The organism is Devosia sp. UYZn731, assembly GCF_040546795.1.
Lineage (GTDB): Bacteria > Pseudomonadota > Alphaproteobacteria > Rhizobiales > Devosiaceae > Devosia.
Genome location: NZ_JBEPOL010000001.1, coordinates 680,146 through 702,997, shown reverse-complemented (window position 1 = coordinate 702,997; position 22,852 = coordinate 680,146). Strand labels below are relative to the sequence as shown.

Below are 22,852 nucleotides of genomic sequence, written 5' to 3'. Positions count from 1 at the left end.
CGCTTCAGAGACCCAGATATGACCCTTGCCCTCCGCTTCGCTACCCCATTGCTCGTGCTGACTCTGGCCGCCTGTGCTAGCACCGGCACGACCACCCAGGTAGCGCAGGCACCCATGGCGCCTGCCGCGCCACAATTTATCGCCCCGGTGGGGCCCAACCCGGCGCAGGCCACCCAGATCGCAATGGCTGCGACCAGCATTGCGAATGGCTTTGTCGACCCTACGGCGCTGCCACTGATGACCGCTAAGGATTCGGCGGAAGCCAATAGCGCGCAATTTCGAGCGCTGCAGTTCGGACGCCCCGGCGCGCCAATCCAATGGTCGGGCGACCAGGGTTCGACCGGCGCCGTTGCTGTCGGTCCGATGGTTAAGGTCAATAGCCTAGATTGTCGGAATTTCACCCATACCGTCACAATTGGCGGCAAGGCTTATCCCAAGGCGGGCATGGCTTGCCGCGAGAACGGCAACAACTGGACCGTGGTTCAGAGCGCAGCCTGATCGGTAACAATCGAGGGCCCAAAGCTCAAACATTGTTTACTTCGGCGGGGTAGGGTCAGAGACCTCTAGTTCCTAACCCCGTCTTTTTCCATGTCCTCACTTGCCGACCGTGACCTTGCCAGTGCCCCGCTGGAACAACGCCAGCCGACGGCGGCGCCCCGCCCTTTTCTGGGGCTGATCGAGGCAGTCACCGTCGAGGACCCGGTCCTGTTTCCGTTCGATGGCTCGATTTTGCGCAAACATGCGCAGAATGCCTGGATCTGGGCAGCGCGCGATCTGTGCCCGGACCTGCTCGGCGATATCGAGGCCGTCTCTAAAGCCAATCTTGAAGCGCTGATGCCGCAGGTGGTAACCCGCATGCGCGATGGCCTGAAGCAGGCTGAAGATTACGAAACCGGACGTCGGTTGCGGGCCCAGTTGGGTGGTCCCGAGGCGCTGGAGCGCCTGCCGTTCGTGATCAACGCGCTACATAGCCGTGCCTTGCTGGTGAAAGCCGAAGCGTTCGGCAAGGCCGTTAATGGCATCGACAACGATCATACACTAGGCGCTGCCCTGCAGGCCATGCCGCTGCAGGATGTGTCGGCGACGGCGCTGCTGATGCATGTGGCCATCGGCCAGATTAGTAACCCCACAAGACTGGTGACGACGGCGCTGCGCCTATCCGGTGGCGGCAGCGAAGCAGCCATCCAGCGCGGTGGTTTTGCCCCGCTGGTGGATGCCATCCTGGCCCATGCGCAGAACCAGCTTCATGCCTTGCAGCAAACCGGCCCATTCGCCGACGTCGATATGACGTGTCGGGCGCTGGACCGCTTCCACAGGCTCGTCCGTTCGCTGACGGGCTATGTCGAATTTGCGCGCAATAGCCGCTGGACCATGGTGCTGGCGGCGCTGACCAAGCACACGTCGGACCGCATTGAGCAACGCCTTAAGGACGTGGTGCCCGATCTGAACCAGGCACTGCGCAAAATGCCGGGTACGGACCGGCTGGATCATGATCGGCTGCTGTCTGCACTGAATGGCATGTATCTGCTGGCGGCGGTGCGTGACAGCCGCGACTCGTTGGCTGTCAACGCGCTGTTCGACCTGGCCTGGAGCCAGTCGGGCGAGGCGCTGGAACTGCACCTCGCGCGCAATCTGGAGCTCTTCAAGCTCAATCCGGATGACGTGCTCATCGGTACGCGGCTCGACGCTGCGATCAAGATGGCCGAAATCCGTTTTAATGCTGAATATGCCGAGACGCTACGCCGGGCTCGGCACACTGCTGAACGCCGCGCCTGATAGTGGTGTGGTGACCGGTTCGATGAGCCTGATCGCTACGGAACGGCCTTGGTCGCGCAGGGTCAGGCCTTCGCCGGCTTGCGGCGATGCCTTGCCGATCAGTGCGATGGCGCCGTCGCCCTCGTGACCGACCACCGCGCCGATCGCGTGGCGAGAATCGGTCTGGTCGGAATTGACGAAAATCAGCGCACCGACGGGTAGGATGCGCGGCTCGGCCGCCGCCACGATCCACACCCGCGGCTCGGAACCGAAGCGGCCGACCAGGTACGCCGGAACGCGCGAAGCGGGCGGGGCGGGGCGCAGATCGGGCAGAAGAGCCAAGCGTGCGGCATCGATGAGGTCTCCACTGGCCACGGTGCGCTCCTGCGCCACGATGCCGGCGCTCTCGACCGGTATGCCCCCCAGTTGTACGCCCGCCGCAACATCCACAATCCCGAGCGAACGCGGCTGGTCGGCGAGCGACCACGTCGGCTCGGATCGGCGGAACGGCCACCAGGAACGCTTGGTTGACGGGCGCGGATCGGGCGGCTGGATCAGGTTCAGGCCGGCGTCCAGATAGCTGACCTGCTCTGTGGTTTCGGAGCGTGGCACTTTGGGTGTTGGCGCGTCGAGGGTTTCGTAGGCTGGGTCGATGGTGAGTTCGACGACCGGGGTGCGCGGCGCGCCGAACAACCTATCCACCGCATCCTGGCCACTCAATAGGCACGCATGCTTGCTGAAATGGCCGGCGGCGCTGCCCGCAAGGGCGATCTGGGGCAGGACGCCGATGGGCTCGATGCGGTGGCGTTCGGCATTCCAGCGGCTGCGGCCGCCTGCCATGTGCCAGAGCGTCAAATCCGGCTGCCAGCCGCCACACACCAGCAGCAGATCGGTGGGAACCGGCGCCTCGGCATGGGCCGCGTAACCGTCGAAGGATAGCTGCAGGGTGACCGCGAGACCAAAGCCCTTGGCGGCAGGCGCGGCCAATGCCGGAATGGTGCCGCCAGCCTGCATGATGCCATAGGCGCGGGAAAATTCGATGAACCGCGATTGCGGATCGGTGCGAGCGTCGGCGATCTTGTGGGTCGCGACGCCGGCATCTGTCAACAGCATCGGCAACCGATAAGCCGCACTGTGGACGGTGGCGAGGATTGCCGATCGACCGAGCCATACGCCATAGCGCTCGGCCAGCAGATAGGCCTCCAACGTCGTCATCACGCGGGGCAGGCGATTGCCAGGAAACACCGGCAGTCGCTCGATGGCGCCGGTAGCGAGGACGATGCGTGGCGCCGCGAGGTCCACGACCTCGCCGGTGACTGTAGCGCCGTCCACGAGCACGCGGTGCGCCCGGACCCGGCCGGAATGCACCGCGAGGACCTGGCTGCGCAGCACGACGGTAATCGCGTCGGTCGCGATGATCGCGGCGGTGAGCTGGCTGATTGTCTGATCGGGCGTCTCGTCACCCTCCTGCGACCCAAAATAGCCGGCGCTGCCGCCCAGCAGCGGCGAGGCTTCGAGCAGCATCACGCTGGCGCCGGTGCGTGCAGCCGCCAGGGCTGCGGTCATGCCGGCCACACCGCCGCCGACCACGATCACATCGGTGGTGATCAGCGCGTGCGGCGGCTGGTCGTGCCACGGAGAAGCGATTGCGGCGTGGTCAAGATTCTGCTGCAGCGAGCGGCGTCTGTTGCCTAAAGCCGGTAGGCGCAATCGCCGGAGGCGGCCGCCGAAGGTGTGGAATTCGGCACCGTCGAGGGCAGGGGTGCGCTGCATCGGCAAGGTCTGGGCAGCCTTTCCTTGCCCCAGCGTGATAGCGGGGGAGAACCGCCCGCTGAGCGCAATCGGCTGGCCACCAAATTCTCCAACCATATCGACGCCTGACGCCAAGATGGCGCTGAGCACCGTGTCGCCGGCAAAACCGGAAATGGTGCGGCCATCCAATCGAAATTTCAGCGACTTGCGGCGGTCGACTTCAGTGCCGTGGAAGGCGTGCTGCTTGTCGATGTCCAGGCGATTGGGCTGCCCTTTCATGCGGCGGCCAAGGCTGCATGCGGCGCGTAGTCGGCGACGATGGACGGAGCCGTCGCCCGGCCCGGTATCCTGGCGGCGAAATAGCTCAGCTCGTCTTGCGTCGCAGCGCCCACGAACCAGCGGGCCAGCGCCGGCGCGAGGAATGCCCCCGTTGCGCCGAGGCCCGCCAACAGTTCGGGGCCGGTTCCATCAATGCTGCCGACAACCGGCGCGCCATCGTGGCTGCGCAGGCTCTCATGGCTGTTGCCGCCGGCCTGGCGCAATTGGCGATTGGCGCCAAGCAGCACGCCGATATGGGAGACGCAGGCATCGTGGCCGCCAGCGCCGATGGCAACGACGCCCCCGTGACTGCCCTGCATGAAGCTCAAATCCGCATCGATCTGCAACATGACCCGCGCCGATAGCTGGAACGTCGGCTCGGTCAGGATCGTGGTCATGGGCCGGCGCTCGAACAGGCGCGCTATCGTCTCGGTCGGCAGATGGGCTAGGATGGCCTCGTCATCCGCCAGAACAGCGCGGGTTGCCGCGGTGACCGTGCCATCCAACTCCATGCTGGCGCTGCCATTGGGGGCGATGTGCAGATGAACCTGAGCCGGCGGCACGCGGGTCACGCCAAGGCCCTCCAGCCAGCGATCCAACACCGGTTCTAGCCGGTCGCGCTGCAGATAAAGGGCGTCGCGCAGCACAATGCCCTTGCGGCCCTTGCCGAGATGCCCGCTGGGCAGGGGCTCGATGGCCGCACCGAACCCGGCCGCGCTGCTGCACACAAAAGCCATGGCCTGCTGGCCAATCGGCGTATCGGCGAAAAAGATCGGATCGAGCCGCATCATGCTTGCCTTGCCCCCGGCCTTGGCCAGCAGCTTGACCGTTTCGGGCACGGTCTGGCTCAGCAGCGCCCACGACTCGGGCCGCGTCATCGGCCCGAACGACAGGTCGATCCCGCGGGGCAGGCGAAATGCCGCGTGGCTGTCGCCGATCCAGATGACCCGTTTGCCATGCACGCTGGCCAGCAGGCCCGCAACCAGCCGTGCCAAAGGGGTCGAGCCCACCACGGCAAAATCGGCTGGGGCCTCGCTCATGGCGTCGGCCGGCCCTGTGGCAATGCGTCCGCCTCACCCTTGCGTGTTTTGGTGGTTTTTCGCCGCAGTTGGCTTATAGCTCGCTTCTCTTGCCGCATGACGGCGTCAAGCATCTCAGGGCCCATGCTTTTCTGGTTTATTGCCATCGCCGTAACCGCCATTGCTTGCGCTGCACTGTATTATGCGGCGGCTGGTCGCATGGTCAACGCAACTGGACCCGATTCACCGCCTGCCAACAACCATTTTCGCCTTGTGCTGGCGGGGATTGACGCCGATTTGGCCAATGGCAAGCTCGGCGAACCCGAGGCCATCGCCGCCAGGGGCGAACTGGCGCGCGAAATGCTGCGCCAGCAGGCCGAGGTGGACGCCAATGCCAAGCCCAAAGCCGAGATTGGGCGAGGCACGATCGCCGCGTTTCTTGGGGCCGTCGCGGTGTTGAGTCTGGTGACCTACTGGATGCTGGGGAGCCCCGAATTGCCAAGCCAGCCCCTCGCCGGACGCACCGAAGCTGCGGCCCAAGACATCGATCTTCCAGCCGCCATCGCGCGCATCGAGAAGCAACTGACGGTCACGCCGGACGACCTGCGCGGCTGGTCGGTGATTGCCCCGGTCTACCTGCAAACCGGGAAATATCCCGAGGCTGAGCATGCCTATCGCCGCATCATCGAACTGGGCGGCGGCAATGCCGATATCCAGACGGCTTTGGCCGAAACCCTGATGCTGCAGTCCAATGGCAGCGCCGCCGGCGAGGCACTGTCCCTGCTGCAAAGCGCGGCCGCGAGCGATCCCACCCACGTGCTGTCGCGGCTTTACATTGCCGCTGAACTGACCCGCAGCGCCCAATATGACGACGCGGTTAAGGCCTGGGACGCGGCCTTGGCGCTGTCCAAAGGCGACGAGCCCTGGGTCACGGCCGCCAGCGAAGGCCGGGCCGTCGCGCTGAACAAGGGCGTCGCGCCCGCCGGAACACCTACCCCCACCTCCGATGCTATCGCCAGCATGGTCGCCGGCCTCGCCGCGCGGCTCGATACTCAAGGCGGCTCCATCGAGGAATGGACGCAGCTGGTGCGCGCCTATGTGGTATTGAAGGACTTGACCAAAGCGCAGGCAGCCTATGACGATGCGCTCAAGGCCTATCCGAAGGCGTTCGATCGCGGCGATCTCGATGCCGTAGCGCTGGAAGCCGGGCTTAAGGGAGCGACACCATGACCATGCCATCGGCTGTCCGCCGCAAGGGCTGGACCCGCAAGCAGAAACGCCTGGGGCTGATCGCCGGTCTCGCCATCGTCCTGGCACTGGCGACTACGCTGGTGTTGGTGGCTTTGCGTGACCAGATCGTGTTCTTTTATTCGCCATCCGATGTGGCGACTCGCGAAGTCGTCGCCGGCCAACCGATCCGGTTGGGCGGCCTGGTCAAGGACGGCTCCTGGGTGCGCAATGGCGACAGTAACGTGTTCGTGGTTACCGACGGCAAATCCGAACTCACCGCCTCCTATACGGGCATTCTGCCTGATCTGTTCCGCGAGGGGCAGGGCGTGGTCGCCGAGGGCAGCATGACGCCGGACGGCAAGTTCGCCGCCACCAATGTGCTGGCCAAGCACGACGAAAACTACATCCCCAAGGAAGTGGTCGAGGCGCTCAAGGCCAGCGGCGAATGGCGTCCGGAAACGGCGGGAGCGACCAACTGATGTCGATCGAACTTGGACATTTTGCGCTGATTCTGGCCTTTGCCATCGCCACCATTTCCACCATTGGCGGCTACATGTTCTGGCGCACCGGCGAGCGTATTTCGCTGTTCCTCAGCCAAGGCGCGGTGCTGCAATTCGTGCTGGTCGCGGCTTCCTTTGCGGCGCTGATTCAGGCCTTTGTCACCTCCGATTTTTCGCTGAAACTGGCGGCGGATAATTCGCATTCGCTGAAACCCCTGATTTTCAAGATTTCTGGCGTCTGGGGTAATCACGAGGGCTCAATGGTGCTCTGGGTGATGATCCTGGTCGCCTTTGGCGCCATGGTGGCGGCCTTTGGGCGGCGTCTGCCGTCCGACCTGCTGTCGCTGGTGCTGGCGACGCAGAGCATGCTGGTCGCGGCCTTTGCCGGGTTCACCCTGTTCACCTCCAACCCGTTCGCGCGCATGATCCCGCCGCCACTGGAAGGCGCCGATCTCAATCCGGTGCTGCAGGATATCGGCCTCGCCATCCACCCGCCGCTGCTTTACGCCGGCTATGTGGGCTTCTCGATCTGCTTCTCATTCGCCATCGGTGCGCTGATTTCTGGCCGCATCGACCAAGCCTGGGCGCGCTGGGTTCGGCCGTGGGCCGTGCTGAGCTGGATGTTCCTCACCCTGGGCATCGCCATGGGCTCCTACTGGGCCTATTACGAGCTTGGCTGGGGCGGCTGGTGGTTCTGGGACCCGGTCGAAAACGCTAGTTTCATGCCCTGGTTGGCCGGCACCGCGCTGCTGCATTCGGCGCTGGTGATGGAAAAGCGCAATGCGCTGAAAATCTGGACGGTGTTTCTGTCCATCATCACCTTTTCGCTGTCGTTGCTCGGCACCTTCCTCGTGCGCTCGGGCATCCTGACCTCGATCCATACGTTCGCCAGCGATCCGACGCGCGGGCTGGTCATCCTGGCGCTGCTGGCGCTGATCATCGGCGGCGCCTTCATCCTGTTCGCCATGCGCGCTTCTGCGCTACGCACCGGCGGCCTGTTCGCGCCGGTCAGCCGTGAAGGCGCTTTGATCCTCAATAACCTGTTCCTCGCCACGGCGATGGGCGCGGTGTTGGTCGGCACGCTCTACCCGCTCCTGCTCGACGCCATTGCGGGCACCACGATTTCGGTGGGGGCGCCGTTCTTCAACCTGACCTTTGCCGCGCTGATGGTGCCATTGTTGATCGTGCTGCCATTCGGCCCGATGCTGGCCTGGAAACGGGCTGACGTCCTTGGCGCAGCACAACGCCTGATCGGGGCGGCGGCGCTGGCAATTTTCCTCACCATCCTGATTTCGGCTCTGGGTGGCATCTCGATTTCGCTGGCGCCGCTGGGCCTGCTGCTGGGTTTCTGGGTTGCGTTCGGCGCAGTCGCCGAACTGATCGACCGCAGCAAGCTGGGCCGCATTCCTCTGGCTGAAAGCTGGCGTCGGCTTATCGGTCTGCCGCGCTCGGCTTACTCGACGGCTATCGCCCATTTTGGCATTGGCATTGCCGTGCTCGGCATCGTGGCGACGACGGCGTGGGAAACCGAACTGGTGACCACGCTCAATCCCGGCGAAACCGCGCAATTGTCCGGCTACACCATCGCCTTCGACAAATCCTCGCAGGTGCAAGGCCCCAATTACATTGCCGACCAGGGCGATTTCACCATCACGGCGCCGGGCGGTGGCACACGGACCATGGTGGCCCAGCGCCGCACTTATGTGGCCAGCGGCATCCCCACCACCGAAGCCGCCATCGGCACCTACGGCTTCTCCCAGCTCTACCTGCAACTGGGCGAGCCGCTGAAGGACACCCATGTCGTCCGCATCTGGCACAAGCCGTATATCACGCTGATCTGGCTCGGCGCCTTGCTGATGGCCGGGGCAGGGGCGCTGTCGCTTACCGATCGCCGCCAGCGCATCGGCGCACCCCGTCGCGCCCTCAAGGCCATGCCGGAGCCCGCAGAATGAGCTGGCTGCGCTCGCTGCTGCTCTGCGCGCTGCTGGCGATCACGCCCACCGCGTGGGCCGTCAATCCAGACGAAATGCTGGCCGATCCGGCGCTAGAACAACGCGCCCGCGATATCTCCACCGAACTTCGATGCCTCGTCTGCCAGAACGAATCGATCGACGATAGCGACGCCGACCTTGCCAAGGACATCCGCGTCCTCGTGCGCGAACGCCTGACAGCCGGCGATACCGACGATCAGGTGCGCCAATTTCTCGTGGACCGTTACGGCGAATTCGTGCTGCTACGTCCTCGCGTCGAAGGCCACACGCTGCTGCTGTGGTTCGCCGCTCCAGGCCTGCTGGTCATCGGCCTGATCGTTCTCGTCATCATGGCCCGCCGCCGCCGCAAGCCGGTCGCCGTGGATGAGTTGAGCGCCGAAGAACAGCGGGCATTGGACTCCCTGGACGGTCCGCAGGCTTAGTCCCCACCTTCTTTCCGACTTACTAAACTTTAATGTCGGCGCAACCTCGCAGCAAGGCGAGGGCTTTCATAACTACAGCCACAAGCTGTTGAGAGCTTATCCAAGGAGACCGATTCTCATGCGCCCGACTCTTCTTTCACGTACCCGCCGCTGGCTCGGAGCGTCCATGCTGGCGCTGATCGTGGGCATTGGCGGGGTGTCCACCGCCTACGTGCTGACTGGCCTGCCCGCAACCGCTCAGGTCCAGAAGGCCGCCCAGATCGTCGTGCCGGAAGCCGCGCAGCCGCAGTCCGGGTTCGCTGACCTCGTCGAAGCCGTCAAGCCAGCCGTGGTGTCGATCCTGGTCGAGGCCACCGAGGGCCCGCAGGACGTGCAGCGCGGCGGCGGCAATTTCAATATGCCCGACCTGCCCAAGGATCATCCGTTCCACGATTTCTTCCAGCAGTTTGGTGACCAGTTCGGTGGCCAGGGCGGTGATCAGCAGGAACAGCAGGCTCCCCGCAAGTTCATGGCGGCCGGCTCCGGCTTCGTGATTTCGAGCGACGGCTACATCGTCACCAATAACCACGTCGTCGAAAACGCCACCAAAGTCACCGTCGTGTTCGACAATGGCGACGAAGAGACCGCCAAGATCATTGGCACCGATCCGCGCACCGACCTTGCCGTGGTCAAGATCGAGGGCAAGGATCTGCCCTTCGTCAGCTTCGAGACCACGCCAAGCCGCGTTGGCGACTGGGTGGTTGCCGTCGGCAATCCGTTCGGCCTCGGCGGCACGGTGACGGCCGGCGTGATCTCCGCCAAGGGCCGCAATATCGGCGGCTCCAATTATGGCGATTTCCTGCAGATCGACGCCGCGGTGAACACCGGCAATTCGGGTGGCCCGACTTTCAACACCAAGGGTGAAGTGGTCGGCGTCAATACCGCCATCTATTCGCCGAATGGCGGCAATGTCGGTATCGCCTTCGCCATCCCGGCCTCCACCGTCAAGACCATCGTTGACCAGCTCAAGACCGGCAACGGCATTACCCGTGGTTATCTCGGCGTGTCGATCCAGGACGTGACCAAGGACATCGCCGATGGCGTTGGTCTGCAGCACGCCAAGGGCGCCATCGTGCGTGAACCCACCGCCGACTCGCCGGCCGGCAAGGCTGGCGTCAAGTCGGGCGACATCGTCACTGCAGTTGACGGCACGCCGATCGACGATGCGCTCGGCCTGAGCCGTACCATCGCCGGCAAGGCTCCCGACTCCACCGTCGAGCTGACCATCTGGCGCGACGGAGCCGAAACCAAGATCTCGGTCAAGCTGGGCACACTGACGGAAGACGCCGCCCAGAGCGAGCCGTCCAAGCCAACGCCTCCCGCCGAAGTCAAGCCTGCGCCGTCCAGCGTCGGCCTGACCTTGGTACCAAACTCTGACGGTTCGGGGGGCCTCCTGATCCAAGACATCGACGAGAACAGCCCGGCCGCTGAAAAGGGCTTTGCTGTCGGCGACGCGATCCTGGAAGTCGACAATAAGCCGGTGGCAACCGTCGATGAGTTCGAAACCGCTCTTGCGGCCGTCAAGGCCAAGGGTCTCAATACCGCCCTGATCAAGGCCAGCCGCGGTGGCGAAGCCCGCTTCATCGGCCTGCCGCTCGGCGACGGTAAATAACCACGCTGGCGCCGGTGCTTGCACCGGAGCCAGCCCTACAAGCTCAGCAGGCTCCGGTGTTCGCACCGGAGCCGATCTTTCACACTCAGGAGCCCGCGGTGAAAATATTACTGATCGAAGATGATCGGGAGGCCGCGAGCTACCTCATCCAGGCGCTCGATGAGGCCGGCCACGTCACCCACCACGCCGCCGACGGCGAAACCGGGTACGCCATGGCGTCCGGCATGGACTATGACGTCTTGATCGTCGACCGCATGCTGCCCCGCCGCGACGGCCTCTCCATTGTCGAGAGTCTTCGTGCCGAAGGCGACAAAACCCCCGTCCTCATTCTCTCCGCCCTTGGCGAGGTCGACGACCGCGTGACGGGTCTGCGTGCCGGCGGCGACGACTACCTGACCAAGCCCTATGCCTTCACCGAACTTTTGGCGCGCGTCGAAGTCCTGGCCCGCCGCTCCAGCCCCTCGGAGGCCGCCACCAGCTATGACGTGGGCGACCTGTCGCTCGACCGGCTCAGCCGCAAGGTCGAGCGCTCTGGCGAAGCCGTGCTGCTGCAACCGCGCGAATTCCGCCTGCTCGAATATCTGATGAAGAATGCCGGCAAGGTCGTGACCCGCACCATGCTGCTGGAAAATGTCTGGGATTATCATTTCGATCCGCAGACCAATGTCATCGACGTGCACATGTCGCGCCTGCGCTCCAAGATCGACAAGGGCTATGCCACCCCGTTGCTGCACACTGTGCGCGGCGCCGGCTACATGATCCGCGAGTAGGCTTTGTATCGGCTTTCCCAACTCTGGCGCACCTCGACGGTCAGGCTGACGGCGACGTTCATCCTGATTTTCGTGCTGTTCGCCATCCTGCTGCTGGCCTTCATCACCTGGCAATCCAGCGTGCAGATTCAGCGCCAGCAGACCGACGACATCGACCGCGAAATCCGCCAGTTGCAGCGCATCGAGAGCAATCAGGGCATCCGCGCGCTGGCCTTCGCCGTTGAGCGATTTTCCAGCCGGCCGGGGCCGGGGGTCTACTACCTGGGCGACGCCGCCGGCCAATACCTGCTGGGCAATGTCACCCAGATCCCGGTCGAGGCCCTCCGCGATCCCGGCGTCTACAGTTTCGATTACGAGCCCGCCAATCCGGTCGCCGACGATGGCGAGACCGACGACCGGCCGCCACGACCCGGCTTTGCCGTGGTGCGCTCGGTGCAACTCGATAATGGCATGGTGCTGGTCGTCGGGCGCGACGTGGTCGAGCGCCGAGGCTATTCGGCCATCATCGTACAGAGCTTCCTTGTCGGCGTGATCGGCATCATCCTGTTCTCCGTGGTTGCCGGCGGCATCACCGCCCGCCGCGTGCTGCGCCGTATCGACGCAATCCGCGATACCTCCACCAAGATCATGTCCGGCAATCTCTCCGAACGCGTGCCGATCACGAAGCGCAATGACGAGTTCGATGGCCTCGCCACCAACCTCAACGCCATGCTCGACCGCATCGAGCAGCTATTGCAGGGCCTCAAGGAGGTCACCGACAACGTCGCGCACGACCTCAAGACGCCGCTGACCCGCCTGCGCAACCAGGCCGAGGCGGCCCTGCGCGATGGCGCCAGCGACCAGTCCCGCCAGAACGCACTGGAAACCACCATCGCCGAGAGCGACCGCCTGATCCAGACCTTCAACGCGCTGCTGATGATCGCCCGCGCCGAAGCCGGCGCCCCCTCGGGCGCACTGGCCGATGTCGATGTGAGCGCCGTCGTCGCCGATGTGGCCGAGCTCTACGGCCCGGTGGCCGAGGACGAAGGCATCACCATCGAAACCGCGATCACCCCTGATGTGCATCTGCACGGCAATCGAGAACTGATCGGCCAGGCTATGGTCAACCTGCTCGAAAACGCCGTCAAATACGCCAAGCCCCTGGCCGGCCCCGCCGGTCGCATCACCGTCGGCCTCCGCCAGGCTGACGGCCGCGTCATCATCGAGGTCGCCGACAACGGCCCCGGCATTCCCCCCGAAGACCGCAAGCGCGTCATCGAACGCTTCGTCCGGCTCGATGTCAGCCGCACCGAGACGGGCTCCGGCCTTGGCCTGTCCCTGGTCGATGCCGTGACGCGCCTCCACGGCGGCACCTTCACCATCGAAGACAACGCGCCGGGCGTGCGTGCGGTGATGGATTTGCCGGGGGCTTAGCGTGCGCTTGTCCACTCGGACTCCCACCGGACCGCCTCCTTCCCCTTGAGGGAGGGGTTGAGGGTGGGGGCGTCGGCAGTTCAGCAATCTGATGGCGACGAGTTCGGCCGGGCCTAGACACCCCCACCCTAGCCCTCCCCTCAAGGGGGAGGGGAACAGACTGAGCGCGCGGGAGGATTGCTGGCAGCTAGAACATCGGTGGTCCACGCATGGCACAATTCCACTCTGCCTTGCCCCCGATCGCCCTCCAAGCTATCCCTCGCTCATGGCCATTAACCTCTCCCCGCTGCCGCCCATCCCGCATCCCCGCTTCGACGCTTGGCTTGCCAGCCTGCCGTCCGAGGACCGCGACACCATCGCGCCCGCCGCCCCCACGCTTGGCCCTCTCCTCGAATCCGCCCCCTACCTCTTCGATCTTGCCCAGGCTAATGCTGGCTGGCTCGCGACCACCCTCGCGCTTACCCCCGACACCGCCTTCGCCACCATCCTCGATACCGTCACCAATGCCGGCCAAACTGCCGCCGACGAGGACATCCTCTCCCCCATCCTCCGCACCGCCAAAGGCCGCACGGCCCTCCTCGCCGCCATCGCCGAAACCGGCGGTGCCTGGACCACGGCCCAATCCACCGCTGCCCTGTCCGATCTCGGCGATGCCGCCCTCGACGCCGCCCTCAATGTCCTGATGCGCCAGGCCCACGCCAAGGGCTTGCTCGCCATCCCCCTTGAACAAGCCACTGCCGCCAATTCCGGCCTCGCCCTCTTCGCCCTCGGCAAGCATGGCGGCCGCGAACTCAACTACTCCTCCGATATCGACATCGTCGCCTTCTACGATCCCGAAAAGCCGGTTCTGGCCGATCCGTCCGAAGCCGGGAAAGCCTATTCCCGCATGGTGCAAAAGCTCGTCGGTCTGATGGAGGAGCGGCGCGCCGGCGGCTATGTGTTCCGCACCGACCTGCGCCTGCGTCCCGATCCAGGCTCGACCCCGCTGGCCCTCTCGTTCGACGCCGCGCTCGCCTATTACGAGAGCCGCGGCCAGAACTGGGAACGTGCCGCCTGGATCAAGGCCCGCGCCTGTGCTGGCGATAAATCCGTCGGCGAGGCCTTCCTCAAGCAGCTCACCCCCTATGTGTGGCGCAAGCATCTCGACTACGCCATGATCGCCGATATCCAGGCCATGAAGCGCCAGATCAACATCGCCAAGAAGGTCGGCGATATCCGGGTCGAGGGCCACAACGTCAAGCTCGGCCGCGGCGGCATCCGCGAGATCGAGTTTTTCACCCAGACCCAGCAATTGATCGCCGGCGGCCGCGACCCCGACCTGCGCGTCAAGCCGACTGCTTTTGCGCTGGCGGCTCTGGCCAAGGCCAACTGGATCACCACCAAGGCCGCCACCGAACTCACCCAAACCTATTGGTATCTCCGCGCCGTCGAAAACCGCCTGCAAATGCTGCGCGACGAGCAGACCCACATCATGCCCTCGACGCCCGGCGAGGTCGCCGTCATCGCCCGCCTCATGGGCGAACCCGATCTGCAAAAATTCGAAACCGCCTACCGCGCCGCGCTGGAGCTGGTGGCCAGCTATTACGCCGAACTCTTCACCGAAGGCGAATCCCTGGGCAGCGGCGAAGGCAACCTCGTCTTCACCGGCAGCGACGATGATCCGGAAACGCTGGAAACCCTGGCCCGCATGGGTTTTGCCGACGGCCATCTCGCCAGCGAAACCGTCCGCAAATGGCATTATGGCGGTTACCCCGCCACCCGCGCCGCCGCCGCCCGCGCGCAACTAACCGAACTGTTGCCGGCCCTGCTAGCCACGCTCGGCACCGCCGGTAATGCCGACGAGGCGCTGGCGCGTTTCGACAACTTCCTGTCGCGCCTCCCCTCCGGTGTGCAGCTCTTCGCCCTGTTGCGCACCCACCCCCAGTTGCGCACGCTACTGGTGCAATTGCTGGCCTCGGCCCCCCGCATGGCGGAGTCCGTCATTCACCGCGCCCATGTCATGGATGGGCTGATCGATCCGGCCTTCGCCGACGACATCACTCGCCGCGAAGTGCTGGTCGGCAAGGTCGACAGCTTTCTCGCCGAAGCGCGCTCCTATGAGGAGATCATCGACCGCGCCCGCATCATCGGCCAGGAGCAGAAATTCCTGATCGCCGCCGGCCTGCTCTCGGGCACCGTAACCGCCACCATGGCCGGAGAGCAGTTTACCGCCCTCGCCGAAACGCTTCTGCAACGCCTGTTCGGCAACGTGCGCGCCGAGTTTGAACGCCGCCATGGCGCCATTCCCGGGGGCAGGGTGGCACTTCTAGCCTTCGGCAAGATGGCGAGCCGCGAGATGACGGTTACGTCGGACCTCGATTTCATCATGCTCTACGACGCCCCCGACGCCGAGTCGGACGGCGCCAAGCCCCTCAGCACCAATCACTACTTTACGCGCCTCACCCAGCGCCTCGTCGCCGCCATCACTGCGCCAACGGCCGAGGGCGTGCTCTACGAGGCCGACATGCGCCTGCGGCCCTCCGGCAATGCCGGCCCGCTCGCCACCGGACTGCCGGGCTTCCGCAACTATCACCGCGATAATGCCTGGACCTGGGAGCATCTGGCGCTCAGCCGGGCGCGCGTCGTCATGGCTGATGGCGAGCTTGGCTACGAGGTCGACGCTGCCATCGCCGAGGTCATGCAGCGTCACCGCGACGTCGAAAAGACGATCGCCGAGGTGGTCTCGATGCGCGCGCTAATGGCCCGCGAACGCCCGGCCCGCCATCCCTTCGATCTGAAGCTCGCCGAGGGCGGCCTGGTCGACCTCGAATTCATCGCTCAATCCGCCCAGCTCGTCGCCGGCGAAACCATACGCTTGCCACAAGCCCTCACCGCCCGCGTGCTGGCCCGCCTCGGCGAAACTGGCCTCGTGCCCGAGGGCGCCCGCCTGGCGGAAATCCACGATGTCTATTCCACCGTGCTCCAGGTCATGAGCAGCGCCCTGGTCCATCCCTTCAAAGACGAAGCCTGGACCGAAGCCTTCAAGGAATTGCTCGCCAGCCTCACCCACTACCCCGATTTCGGCCGGCTGGAACTAGACCTGAAATCCATGCAAGCCGAAGCCAAAACGGCCGCCGAGCTGTGGTACGCCAAGGCCCGAGCGCTCTGATCTTCACCTCTCCCTTTGGGGGAGAGGTCGACCCTGTTGGGTCGGGTGAGGGGGCCTTTACTGGGTGAGGTGCCTGCGGAAGGCCCCCTCACCCTTCGCTGTGCGCCGACCTCTCCCCCAAAGGGAGAGGTGAAGAAGGTCACTCCGCAGCCACCATTGTCGCGGCTACACTCTGCAGCGGCAGGGAAATCGCCACCGTCGTCCCCAGCGACAAGCTGGAATCGATGGCGATGCGTCCACCGCTGAGTTCGGCTATGGCACGGGCGATGGATATGCCCAGGCCGGGCCCCATGCCCTCGCGCGTAAAAGTCGCGTCCCCCAAGGCGAACGGGTGGGACAGCGTTGCCAGCCGTTCTTCACTCATGCCCAGGCCAGTATCGGAGATCTCGATCACGAGGCCATCCCGCGCCGCATAGGCCGCCATGGTCACGCTGCCGCCGCTGGGGGTAAACCGGATCGCGTTATCCACGATGTTGCCCAACATGCGTTGCAGGCCCAATCCATCGCCATGCAGCACTGCGCCAGTCGCTGCGCCCATGATGACATTCACGCCGGCCCGCGCTGCCTGGCCACGGAAGCGTTGGGCCACGCTCTCGATCAGCCCATCCACCGCGATCGGATCGACGCGCAGTTCCTTCTGGCCGCTTTCGAGTTCGGTGAAGTCGAGAATGGTCGCGAACGAGGCCAGCAGCCGCTCGCCGCTTGTCTTGATCGACTGCACGTAATCGGCATAGCGCGCGTCGCCCAGCGGCCCATAGGTCTGGTGCCGCATCAGCTCGGCAAAGCCGATGATATGGTTGAGCGGGGTGCGGATATCGTGGCTGAGATGGGCCAGGAAGTTGGTCTTGGCGACGCTCGCAGCCTCCGCCTTGAGCTTTTCCTCGTGATAGCGCCGGGCCAGCAGGCGCTGTTCCTCGCGAATGGACCGCAGCATGCTGTCGGTCCGTTTGCGTTCCGTAACGTCGCTGACCAGCGTCATGAAGCTGCCGTCGCCGATCGGGCGCTCGTCGATCAACAGGCACGTGCCGTCCTCGCGATGCAGTTCCAGCAAGCGGTTATTGTGCTCGCCGTTGACCAGCTTCATGTGGCCCCCGGCGATCAATTGTTTGACCACCTCGGGATAGGCCAGATCCTTGCCGCCCAGCATGAGGCCGTCGCGATATTGTTCATTGCAGAGGATCAGCTTTCCAGCGGCGGTCCAGCACGCGACACCCATCGGAATGACCGACGCCATGGTCTGGTAGTTCTGCCTCTGCATGGCGTTGGGCGTCTGGGCCGTCCTGGCGCGGAAATAGGCAAGCCCGATAATCAGGAAAGCCACGAGATAAGCGCCCAGCCCACGTTGCCATACGCCGGCAAGCGCCTCGGTCTGCTCCCGTGCCAGCGACAGCACGCCCAAACCCCCGGCGGGAATATCCTGGCTGATCAGGCCGCCCTCTGCCGGGGCATCGACCGGGCGAAAACTGGCGCGCATGGTGGGCGAGTAGCGGCCGACGGCGCCCGATAGTCCGGCCTGGGCCGTATCGGGCGATAGGTCGGCAATATCCCGCAGGATCGAACGCCCGATGCTGGACAATTCCCCACGCGCGTCATGCAGGGTGCGGATGCCGTCGAAGATCACAAACAGCGTAGCGGCCAGGATTGCCGTCAGCGCGACCGCGGACGTCACGGGCGAAAGTCCTTGCCGGATTGCCGGCCTGGATTTCGGGGCGGTATTGCCCCGTTTTCCGCGCATGTTTACCGCTCCTTCGTCAACGCTGAATCGTTCAGCGCCGACGCCGGACAAGTCCGCCGACCGCATGCAAAACTCCATGAATGTCAGGGAAATCAGCCCACCCGATTTGCCCTTAACAAACAATGAATCAAGCCACCCCACCCTGTCCAGAGTCGCTTTCTGTACAGTTCAGGCGGCCCGCGAAATTCACGAGTCGCCTGAATCACTTAGCCCGAAAGAAAAATTTTGCTACCGCAGGGGAACTTAACCCGCCAGCGTGCGGGTCAGGATGTCCGCCGTGTTGCGGCTCAAGCCGCCCTTGGATTGCAGCGTCGTTAGGGCGGATTTTGCTGCTGCCCGGCGCACCGGTTCGAGCATCGGCCAGATGCGGAAGCCCGTCAGCACCCGTGCGGCAACCTGCGGATTGCGCGTGTCCACGTCGGCCACAAAATCCGCCACGAAGCGGAAGCCCGCGCCGTCCGGCCGCGCAAATTGCGTTGGGTTGTTCATCGCAAACGCCCCCACCAATGCCCGCAGCCGGTTGGGGTTGTTCTTGGGGAAGTTCGGATCGGCCAGGATCGCCCTGACCCGCTCCAGCACGCCATCGTCCTGCGCGCTGGCCGATACGCTCAACCACTTGTCCAGCACCAGCGGATCGCCGCCGAACCTGGTGCGGAAATCGGCCAACAGCACCGGCGCCTCTCCCGTCCACGCCGCGCCGGAGACGGCCAAAGCCGCGAAGCGGTCCGTCATGTTGGAAGCGTCAGCATATTGCTGCGCCGCCAGCTTCGGTCCCTCGGACGCGCCACTGGCAACCAGCAGGCCCAACAGCCTGTTGCGCAGCGCCCGGCGCCCCGAACTTGCCGCGTCGGGCGCATAAGGCAAGTCGCTCGTCAGCTTGATATAGGCCGCGGTCACCTGGCTCGTCAGCGGCCCGAACACGGCCCGGTTGAGCTGGTCGCGCACATCGTGGATCTTGGCCGGATCGATATCCTTGCCGATCGTCCGCGCGATCAGCGCTTCCCCCGGCAGGACCAACGCCAGCGCCTTGAACGCGTCGTCCAGGTTGTCATTGGCCAACGTATCGGCCATCGCCTGGCGCAAGGCAGTGACCGCGTCTTCCGCCCACGGCGTGCCATTCACCGCGCCCACCGCCAGCGCCATGCTGACATCCTGCAGCGCCTGCCAGCGACCAAACGGATCGCTGTCATGCCGCGCCAGGAACAGGCGGTCGTCCTGCGTCAGCGTCGTGGTCATATTGACCGGCGCCGAAAACCCCCGCAGCAGCGACGGCACCGGCCGGTTAGCCACGCCGGTAAAGACGATCTCCGCGCTATCGCCGCTCAGCACGATCATGTCGTCGCGCACATCGCCGCCGCTCACATGGCTCCAGCCCATCGGGCTGCCATTTGGCCCGATCAGCCCGAACTTGATGGGCATGACCAGCGCCTGCTTGGTCGGCTGGCCCGGCGTCGGCTCGGTCTTTTGCTCCAGCTTGAGCCGATAGGTCTGCGCCGCCGCGTCATAGCTGTCGCTGACGGTCAGCTTGGGCGTGCCCGCCTGCAGATACCAGGTCTGGAACTGGCCGAGATCGATCTGGTTGGCCTCGGCGAACACCGCTAGGAACGCTTCGATGGTCGTGGCCCGTCCATCATGGCGCTCGAAATAAAGGTCCATGCCCTTGCGGAACCCAGCCTCCCCAAGCAGTGTCGCCAGCATGCGCACGATTTCGGCGCCCTTTTCGTAGACCGTCGCCGTGTAGAAATTGTTGATCTCGCGATACTGGTCCGGCCGGGCAGGGTGGGCCAGCGGCCCGCCATCCTCGGGGAACTGCGCACTGCGCAATGTCTGCACGTCCGAGATGCGCTTGACCGCCCGCGAGCGCTCGTCGCTGGTGAATTCCTGGTCGCGGTAGACCGTCAGCCCTTCCTTGAGGCAAAGCTGGAACCAGTCGCGGCAGGTGATGCGATTGCCGGTCCAGTTGTGGAAATATTCATGCGCGATGACGCGCTCGATATTCTCGTAGTCCCCGTCCGTCGCCGTGTCCGGCTTGGCAAACACCAGCTTGTCGTTGAAGATATTGAGGCCCTTGTTCTCCATCGCGCCGAAATTGAAATCACTCACGGCGACGATGTTGAAAATATCGAGATCATATTCCCGCCCGAACCGGCGCTCGTCCCAGCTCATCGACCGCTTGAGACTGTCCATGGCCCAATGGCACTGGTCTTCCTTGCCATGCTCGCAATAGATCGCCAGGTCCACTTTGCGGCCCGATGCGGTGGTGAAATTGTCGGTGATCGAGCCGAGATCGCCCGCCACCAGTGCGAACAAATAAGCCGGCTTCAGATGCGGGTCTTCCCACACCGCATAATGCATGCCGTCGCCGGCATCCCCGGCAGCAACCTTGTTGCCATTGGCCAGCAGCACCGGCGCGATATCGCGCGGCGCCGTCATCGTCACCCTAAACACCGCCAGATTGTCCGGCCGGTCGAGATAATACGTGATGCGCCGAAACCCCTCGGGCTCGCACTGCGTGCACCAGGTGCCGCTGGAGCGATATAGCCCCATCAGCCGCGTATTGGTCTCGGGTTTGAGGCTAACCTCAGTCTCCAGCACAAACCGACGCAGCGGCGGTTCCACGATCGTCAGGCTATCGGCATCGGCCGCATACGACGACACCATCAACGGCGCCCCATCGATCGCCACCGAGGTCAGCGTCAGCTCATTGCCGTCCAGCACCAGCGGCGTGCCCGGTTCGGTCCCCTCGCGCGGCTCCACCGTCAACAGCGCGCGCACCCGCGTGCCCTCGGCGGTGATCCGAAAATCGAGATCGACCGCGACGATCGTATAGGGGCTGGGCGTATAGTCCTTGAGGTAGATCGTGTGTTCGCTGTCGGTGCGCATGAGCGGGTCCGTTAAATCGATACTCTTGAAATCGACTGTGGCCAGCCCGCAACAGCAGACTCGACACAATCGTGTACTCTGGGCGGCTAGCGACCGCGACAGCATTCTTCTACGCCAATTGGGACGGCATTGGGGAGGGGGTATCGCGGGTGGCGCTACACCGCTCCTCTGCGCAATTGTGCGTATCGAACGGTACCCAAAATTTTCCCGTCGGCGTCGTTTTGCCATCGGCCCATTCGTCCTTGACCTCAGCCACGCTTGAGGTTGTACGAGCTGTGGCCATGTCAAATGATCCCGCGGGACCAGAACTATGGTGATCTCGATGCTGCGTTGGTTTGAACGACGACTCGATCCGTATCCGGCGAACGAGCCCAGCGAGCCTCCCAAGGGCCTGCTGGCCTTTTGCCTCTATTACAGCCACGGCGCCAAGAAGTGGCTGGCCCTGATGGCCGTCACCGCCGGCCTGATCGCCGCAGGCGAAATCACGCTGTTCGGTTTCATCGGCGACGTGGTCAATTGGCTCGCCGCTGCCGACAAAACCACCTTCCTGGCCACCGACGGCTGGAAGCTCGCCCTGATGGGCGCCTTTATCGCCATCGTGCTACCGGGCCTGGCGCTCATCAGCACCATGACCATGAACCAGACCCTGCTGGGCAACTTTCCCCAGCGCATCCGCTGGATGAGCCACCGCTACCTCATTCGCCAGTCGATGAGCTATTTCCAGGACGAATTCGCCGGCCGCATCGGTGCCAAGCTGATGCAGACTTCGCTCGCCGTGCGCGAGGTGGTGATGAAGATGCTCGACATGCTGGTCTATGTCGTCGTCTATTTCACCGGCGCGGTGGTGCTGGCTGCCGCGACCGACTGGCGCCTGGCCGTACCGTTTCTGGTCTGGCTGGTCGCCTATGTGTCGATGATGCGCTACTTCATTCCGCGCATGGGCAAGATTTCCCAGGCGCAGGCCGATGCGCGATCGTCCATGACCGGGCGTATCGTCGACAGCTACACCAATATTGCCACGGTCAAGCTGTTCTCCCATTCCAACCGGGAGGAGAGTTACGCCCGCGAGGCGATGGATGAGTTCCTGCAGACCGTTTACCGGCAGATGCGCATGTTCACCGTGCTCAACATGCTGGTGATCTGGTCCAATGCCTTGTTGCTGGCCTCGGTCGGCGGCGTCGGCATCTGGCTGTGGCTCAACAATGCCATGTCGCCCGGCGCGCTCGCCGTATCGCTGGGCCTGGTCATGCGCTTCCAGGGCATGAGCCAGTGGGTGATGTGGGAAATGTCCGCGCTGTTCGAGAATATCGGCACGGTCAAGGACGGCATTTCGTCCTTTTCGCTGCCGCGCGTCGTCTCCGACCAGAAGGGCGCGCAGCCCATTGGCGCGATCAAAGGTGACATCACCTTCGAGGACGTTGCCTTCCATTATGGCAAGGCCAGCGGCGTCATCGAGGGGCTGAACCTGCATATCAAGCCGGGCGAGAAGATCGGCCTCGTCGGCCGCTCCGGCGCCGGCAAGTCCACCATCGTCAACCTGCTGCTGCGCTTTTACGATCGCGAGTCAGGCCGCATCCTGATCGATGGCAAGGACATCGCCACGGTCACCCAGGATTCGCTGCGCGCCAATATCGGCGTGGTGACGCAGGATACCTCCCTGCTGCATCGTTCGGTCCGCGACAACATCGCCTATGGCCGCCCCAATGCGACCGAAGCCGATATCCAACACGCCGCCGAGCAGGCCGAAGCCTCCCTCTTCATCGAAACCCTCAGCGACTTCAAGGGTCGCGTGGGCCTCGATGCCCATGTCGGCGAACGCGGCGTCAAGCTCTCTGGCGGTCAGCGCCAGCGCATCGCCATCGCCCGCGTGCTGCTCAAGAACGCGCCGATCCTGGTGCTGGACGAAGCGACCTCCGCGCTCGATAGTGAGGTGGAAGCGGCCATCCAGAGCCAGCTCCAACTGCTGATGGCCAACAAGACCGTCATCGCCATCGCTCACCGCTTGTCCACCATCGCCATGATGGACCGCCTGGTGGTGATCGACGGCGGCACCATCATCGAGCAGGGCACCCACGCCGAACTGCTCGATCTCGGTGGCGTCTATGCCAGCCTTTGGAACCGCCAATCCGGCGGCTTCATCGACGCCGACCAAGTCGAGGACGCCGCTCAGTGACAGAGCTTGCGAAAATGATATGTGCTGTCCGGGAAATGCGCCCCACACTCGACGTTCCCGCGGACTTGATCCGCGGGCCTCTCCCCGCCTCG

General features: G+C 64.3%; 15 protein-coding genes. 11 read left to right on the top strand and 4 right to left on the bottom strand.

The window, feature by feature from the left end:
* Positions 1-18: 18 nt before the first annotated feature.
* The gene (locus tag ABIB57_RS03200; protein WP_354038385.1) at positions 19-498 is read left to right on the top strand and encodes a hypothetical protein; all 480 of its coding nucleotides are present in this window, start codon (positions 19-21) and stop codon (positions 496-498) included.
* 90 nt (positions 499-588) lie between these two features.
* A complete protein-coding gene (locus ABIB57_RS03195) occupies positions 589-1,776 on the top strand; it encodes a hypothetical protein (protein ID WP_354038384.1) in 1,188 nt (395 codons plus the stop codon).
* Here ABIB57_RS03195 and ABIB57_RS03190 read toward each other — a convergent pair.
* Positions 1,738-3,786 carry an FAD-dependent oxidoreductase gene (locus ABIB57_RS03190; RefSeq protein WP_354038383.1) on the bottom strand — a complete coding sequence of 683 codons (2,049 nt, stop codon included), beginning with the start codon at positions 3,784-3,786 and terminating at the stop codon, positions 1,738-1,740. The genes ABIB57_RS03195 and ABIB57_RS03190 overlap by 39 nt on opposite strands.
* Positions 3,783-4,865, bottom strand: coding sequence for a hypothetical protein (locus tag ABIB57_RS03185; RefSeq protein ID WP_354038382.1), 1,083 nt, complete (start codon positions 4,863-4,865; stop codon positions 3,783-3,785). The genes ABIB57_RS03190 and ABIB57_RS03185 overlap by 4 nt, the downstream gene beginning before the upstream one ends.
* A 123-nt stretch (positions 4,866-4,988) precedes the next feature.
* Here ABIB57_RS03185 and ccmI point away from each other — a divergent pair, with 123 nt between their 5' ends.
* The 8 genes from ccmI (at position 4,989) to ABIB57_RS03145 (ending at position 15,969) form a co-directional block, all read left to right on the top strand.
* Entirely contained in the window at positions 4,989-6,074 is a 1,086-nt protein-coding gene (gene ccmI / locus ABIB57_RS03180; RefSeq protein ID WP_354038381.1) for a c-type cytochrome biogenesis protein CcmI, read from the top strand.
* The gene (ccmE, locus tag ABIB57_RS03175) at positions 6,071-6,553 is read left to right on the top strand and encodes a cytochrome c maturation protein CcmE (RefSeq protein ID WP_354038380.1); all 483 of its coding nucleotides are present in this window, start codon (positions 6,071-6,073) and stop codon (positions 6,551-6,553) included. The genes ccmI and ccmE overlap by 4 nt, the downstream gene beginning before the upstream one ends.
* Positions 6,553-8,526, top strand: coding sequence for a heme lyase CcmF/NrfE family subunit (locus ABIB57_RS03170; protein WP_354038379.1), 1,974 nt, complete (start codon positions 6,553-6,555; stop codon positions 8,524-8,526). The genes ccmE and ABIB57_RS03170 overlap by 1 nt, the downstream gene beginning before the upstream one ends.
* Positions 8,523-8,987, top strand: coding sequence for a cytochrome c-type biogenesis protein (locus ABIB57_RS03165; protein WP_354038378.1), 465 nt, complete (start codon positions 8,523-8,525; stop codon positions 8,985-8,987). The genes ABIB57_RS03170 and ABIB57_RS03165 overlap by 4 nt, the downstream gene beginning before the upstream one ends.
* 118 nt (positions 8,988-9,105) lie before the next feature.
* On the top strand, positions 9,106-10,638 hold the full coding sequence (locus ABIB57_RS03160) for a Do family serine endopeptidase (RefSeq protein WP_354038377.1): 1,533 nt from the start codon (positions 9,106-9,108) through the stop codon (positions 10,636-10,638).
* A 98-nt stretch (positions 10,639-10,736) separates the two neighbouring features.
* Positions 10,737-11,408, top strand: a complete 672-nt coding sequence (locus ABIB57_RS03155) for a response regulator transcription factor (RefSeq protein ID WP_299730202.1) — start codon at positions 10,737-10,739, stop codon at positions 11,406-11,408.
* Between the two features lie 3 nt (positions 11,409-11,411).
* Positions 11,412-12,821: a sensor histidine kinase gene (locus ABIB57_RS03150; RefSeq protein WP_354038376.1), complete on the top strand. Its 1,410-nt coding sequence runs from the start codon at positions 11,412-11,414 to the stop codon at positions 12,819-12,821.
* 265 nt (positions 12,822-13,086) lie between these two features.
* Positions 13,087-15,969, top strand: coding sequence for a bifunctional [glutamine synthetase] adenylyltransferase/[glutamine synthetase]-adenylyl-L-tyrosine phosphorylase (locus ABIB57_RS03145; protein ID WP_354038375.1), 2,883 nt, complete (start codon positions 13,087-13,089; stop codon positions 15,967-15,969).
* 139 nt (positions 15,970-16,108) lie between these two features.
* Here ABIB57_RS03145 and ABIB57_RS03140 read toward each other — a convergent pair whose 3' ends face one another.
* Positions 16,109-17,638, bottom strand: a complete 1,530-nt coding sequence (locus tag ABIB57_RS03140) for a sensor histidine kinase (protein ID WP_354038374.1) — start codon at positions 17,636-17,638, stop codon at positions 16,109-16,111.
* Between the two features lie 309 nt (positions 17,639-17,947).
* Positions 17,948-20,587 (bottom strand): aminopeptidase N, encoded by a 2,640-nt coding sequence (gene pepN, locus ABIB57_RS03135; protein ID WP_354038373.1) that lies wholly within the window; start codon positions 20,585-20,587, stop codon positions 17,948-17,950.
* Positions 20,588-20,909: 322 nt separating this feature from the next.
* Between pepN and ABIB57_RS03130 the strand changes: the two genes are divergently transcribed.
* Complete coding sequence (locus ABIB57_RS03130; RefSeq protein WP_354038372.1) at positions 20,910-22,760, top strand: ABC transporter ATP-binding protein; 1,851 nt, start codon at positions 20,910-20,912, stop codon at positions 22,758-22,760.
* The last annotated feature ends 92 nt before the right edge of the window (positions 22,761-22,852 follow it).

Bases quoted from the DNA above. Each gene is read 5' to 3' on its own strand.
- ABIB57_RS03200 (WP_354038385.1), top strand. From the start codon at position 19: ATGACCCTTGCCCTCCGCTTCGCTACCCCATTGCTCGTGCTGACTCTG.
- ABIB57_RS03195 (WP_354038384.1), top strand. From the start codon at position 589: ATGTCCTCACTTGCCGACCGTGACCTTGCCAGTGCCCCGCTGGAACAA.
- ABIB57_RS03190 (WP_354038383.1), bottom strand. From the start codon at position 3,786: ATGAAAGGGCAGCCCAATCGCCTGGACATCGACAAGCAGCACGCCTTC.
- ABIB57_RS03185 (WP_354038382.1), bottom strand. From the start codon at position 4,865: ATGAGCGAGGCCCCAGCCGATTTTGCCGTGGTGGGCTCGACCCCTTTG.
- ccmI (WP_354038381.1), top strand. From the start codon at position 4,989: ATGCTTTTCTGGTTTATTGCCATCGCCGTAACCGCCATTGCTTGCGCT.
- ccmE (WP_354038380.1), top strand. From the start codon at position 6,071: ATGACCATGCCATCGGCTGTCCGCCGCAAGGGCTGGACCCGCAAGCAG.
- ABIB57_RS03170 (WP_354038379.1), top strand. From the start codon at position 6,553: ATGTCGATCGAACTTGGACATTTTGCGCTGATTCTGGCCTTTGCCATC.
- ABIB57_RS03165 (WP_354038378.1), top strand. From the start codon at position 8,523: ATGAGCTGGCTGCGCTCGCTGCTGCTCTGCGCGCTGCTGGCGATCACG.
- ABIB57_RS03160 (WP_354038377.1), top strand. From the start codon at position 9,106: ATGCGCCCGACTCTTCTTTCACGTACCCGCCGCTGGCTCGGAGCGTCC.
- ABIB57_RS03145 (WP_354038375.1), top strand. From the start codon at position 13,087: ATGGCCATTAACCTCTCCCCGCTGCCGCCCATCCCGCATCCCCGCTTC.
- pepN (WP_354038373.1), bottom strand. From the start codon at position 20,587: ATGCGCACCGACAGCGAACACACGATCTACCTCAAGGACTATACGCCC.
- ABIB57_RS03130 (WP_354038372.1), top strand. From the start codon at position 20,910: ATGCTGCGTTGGTTTGAACGACGACTCGATCCGTATCCGGCGAACGAG.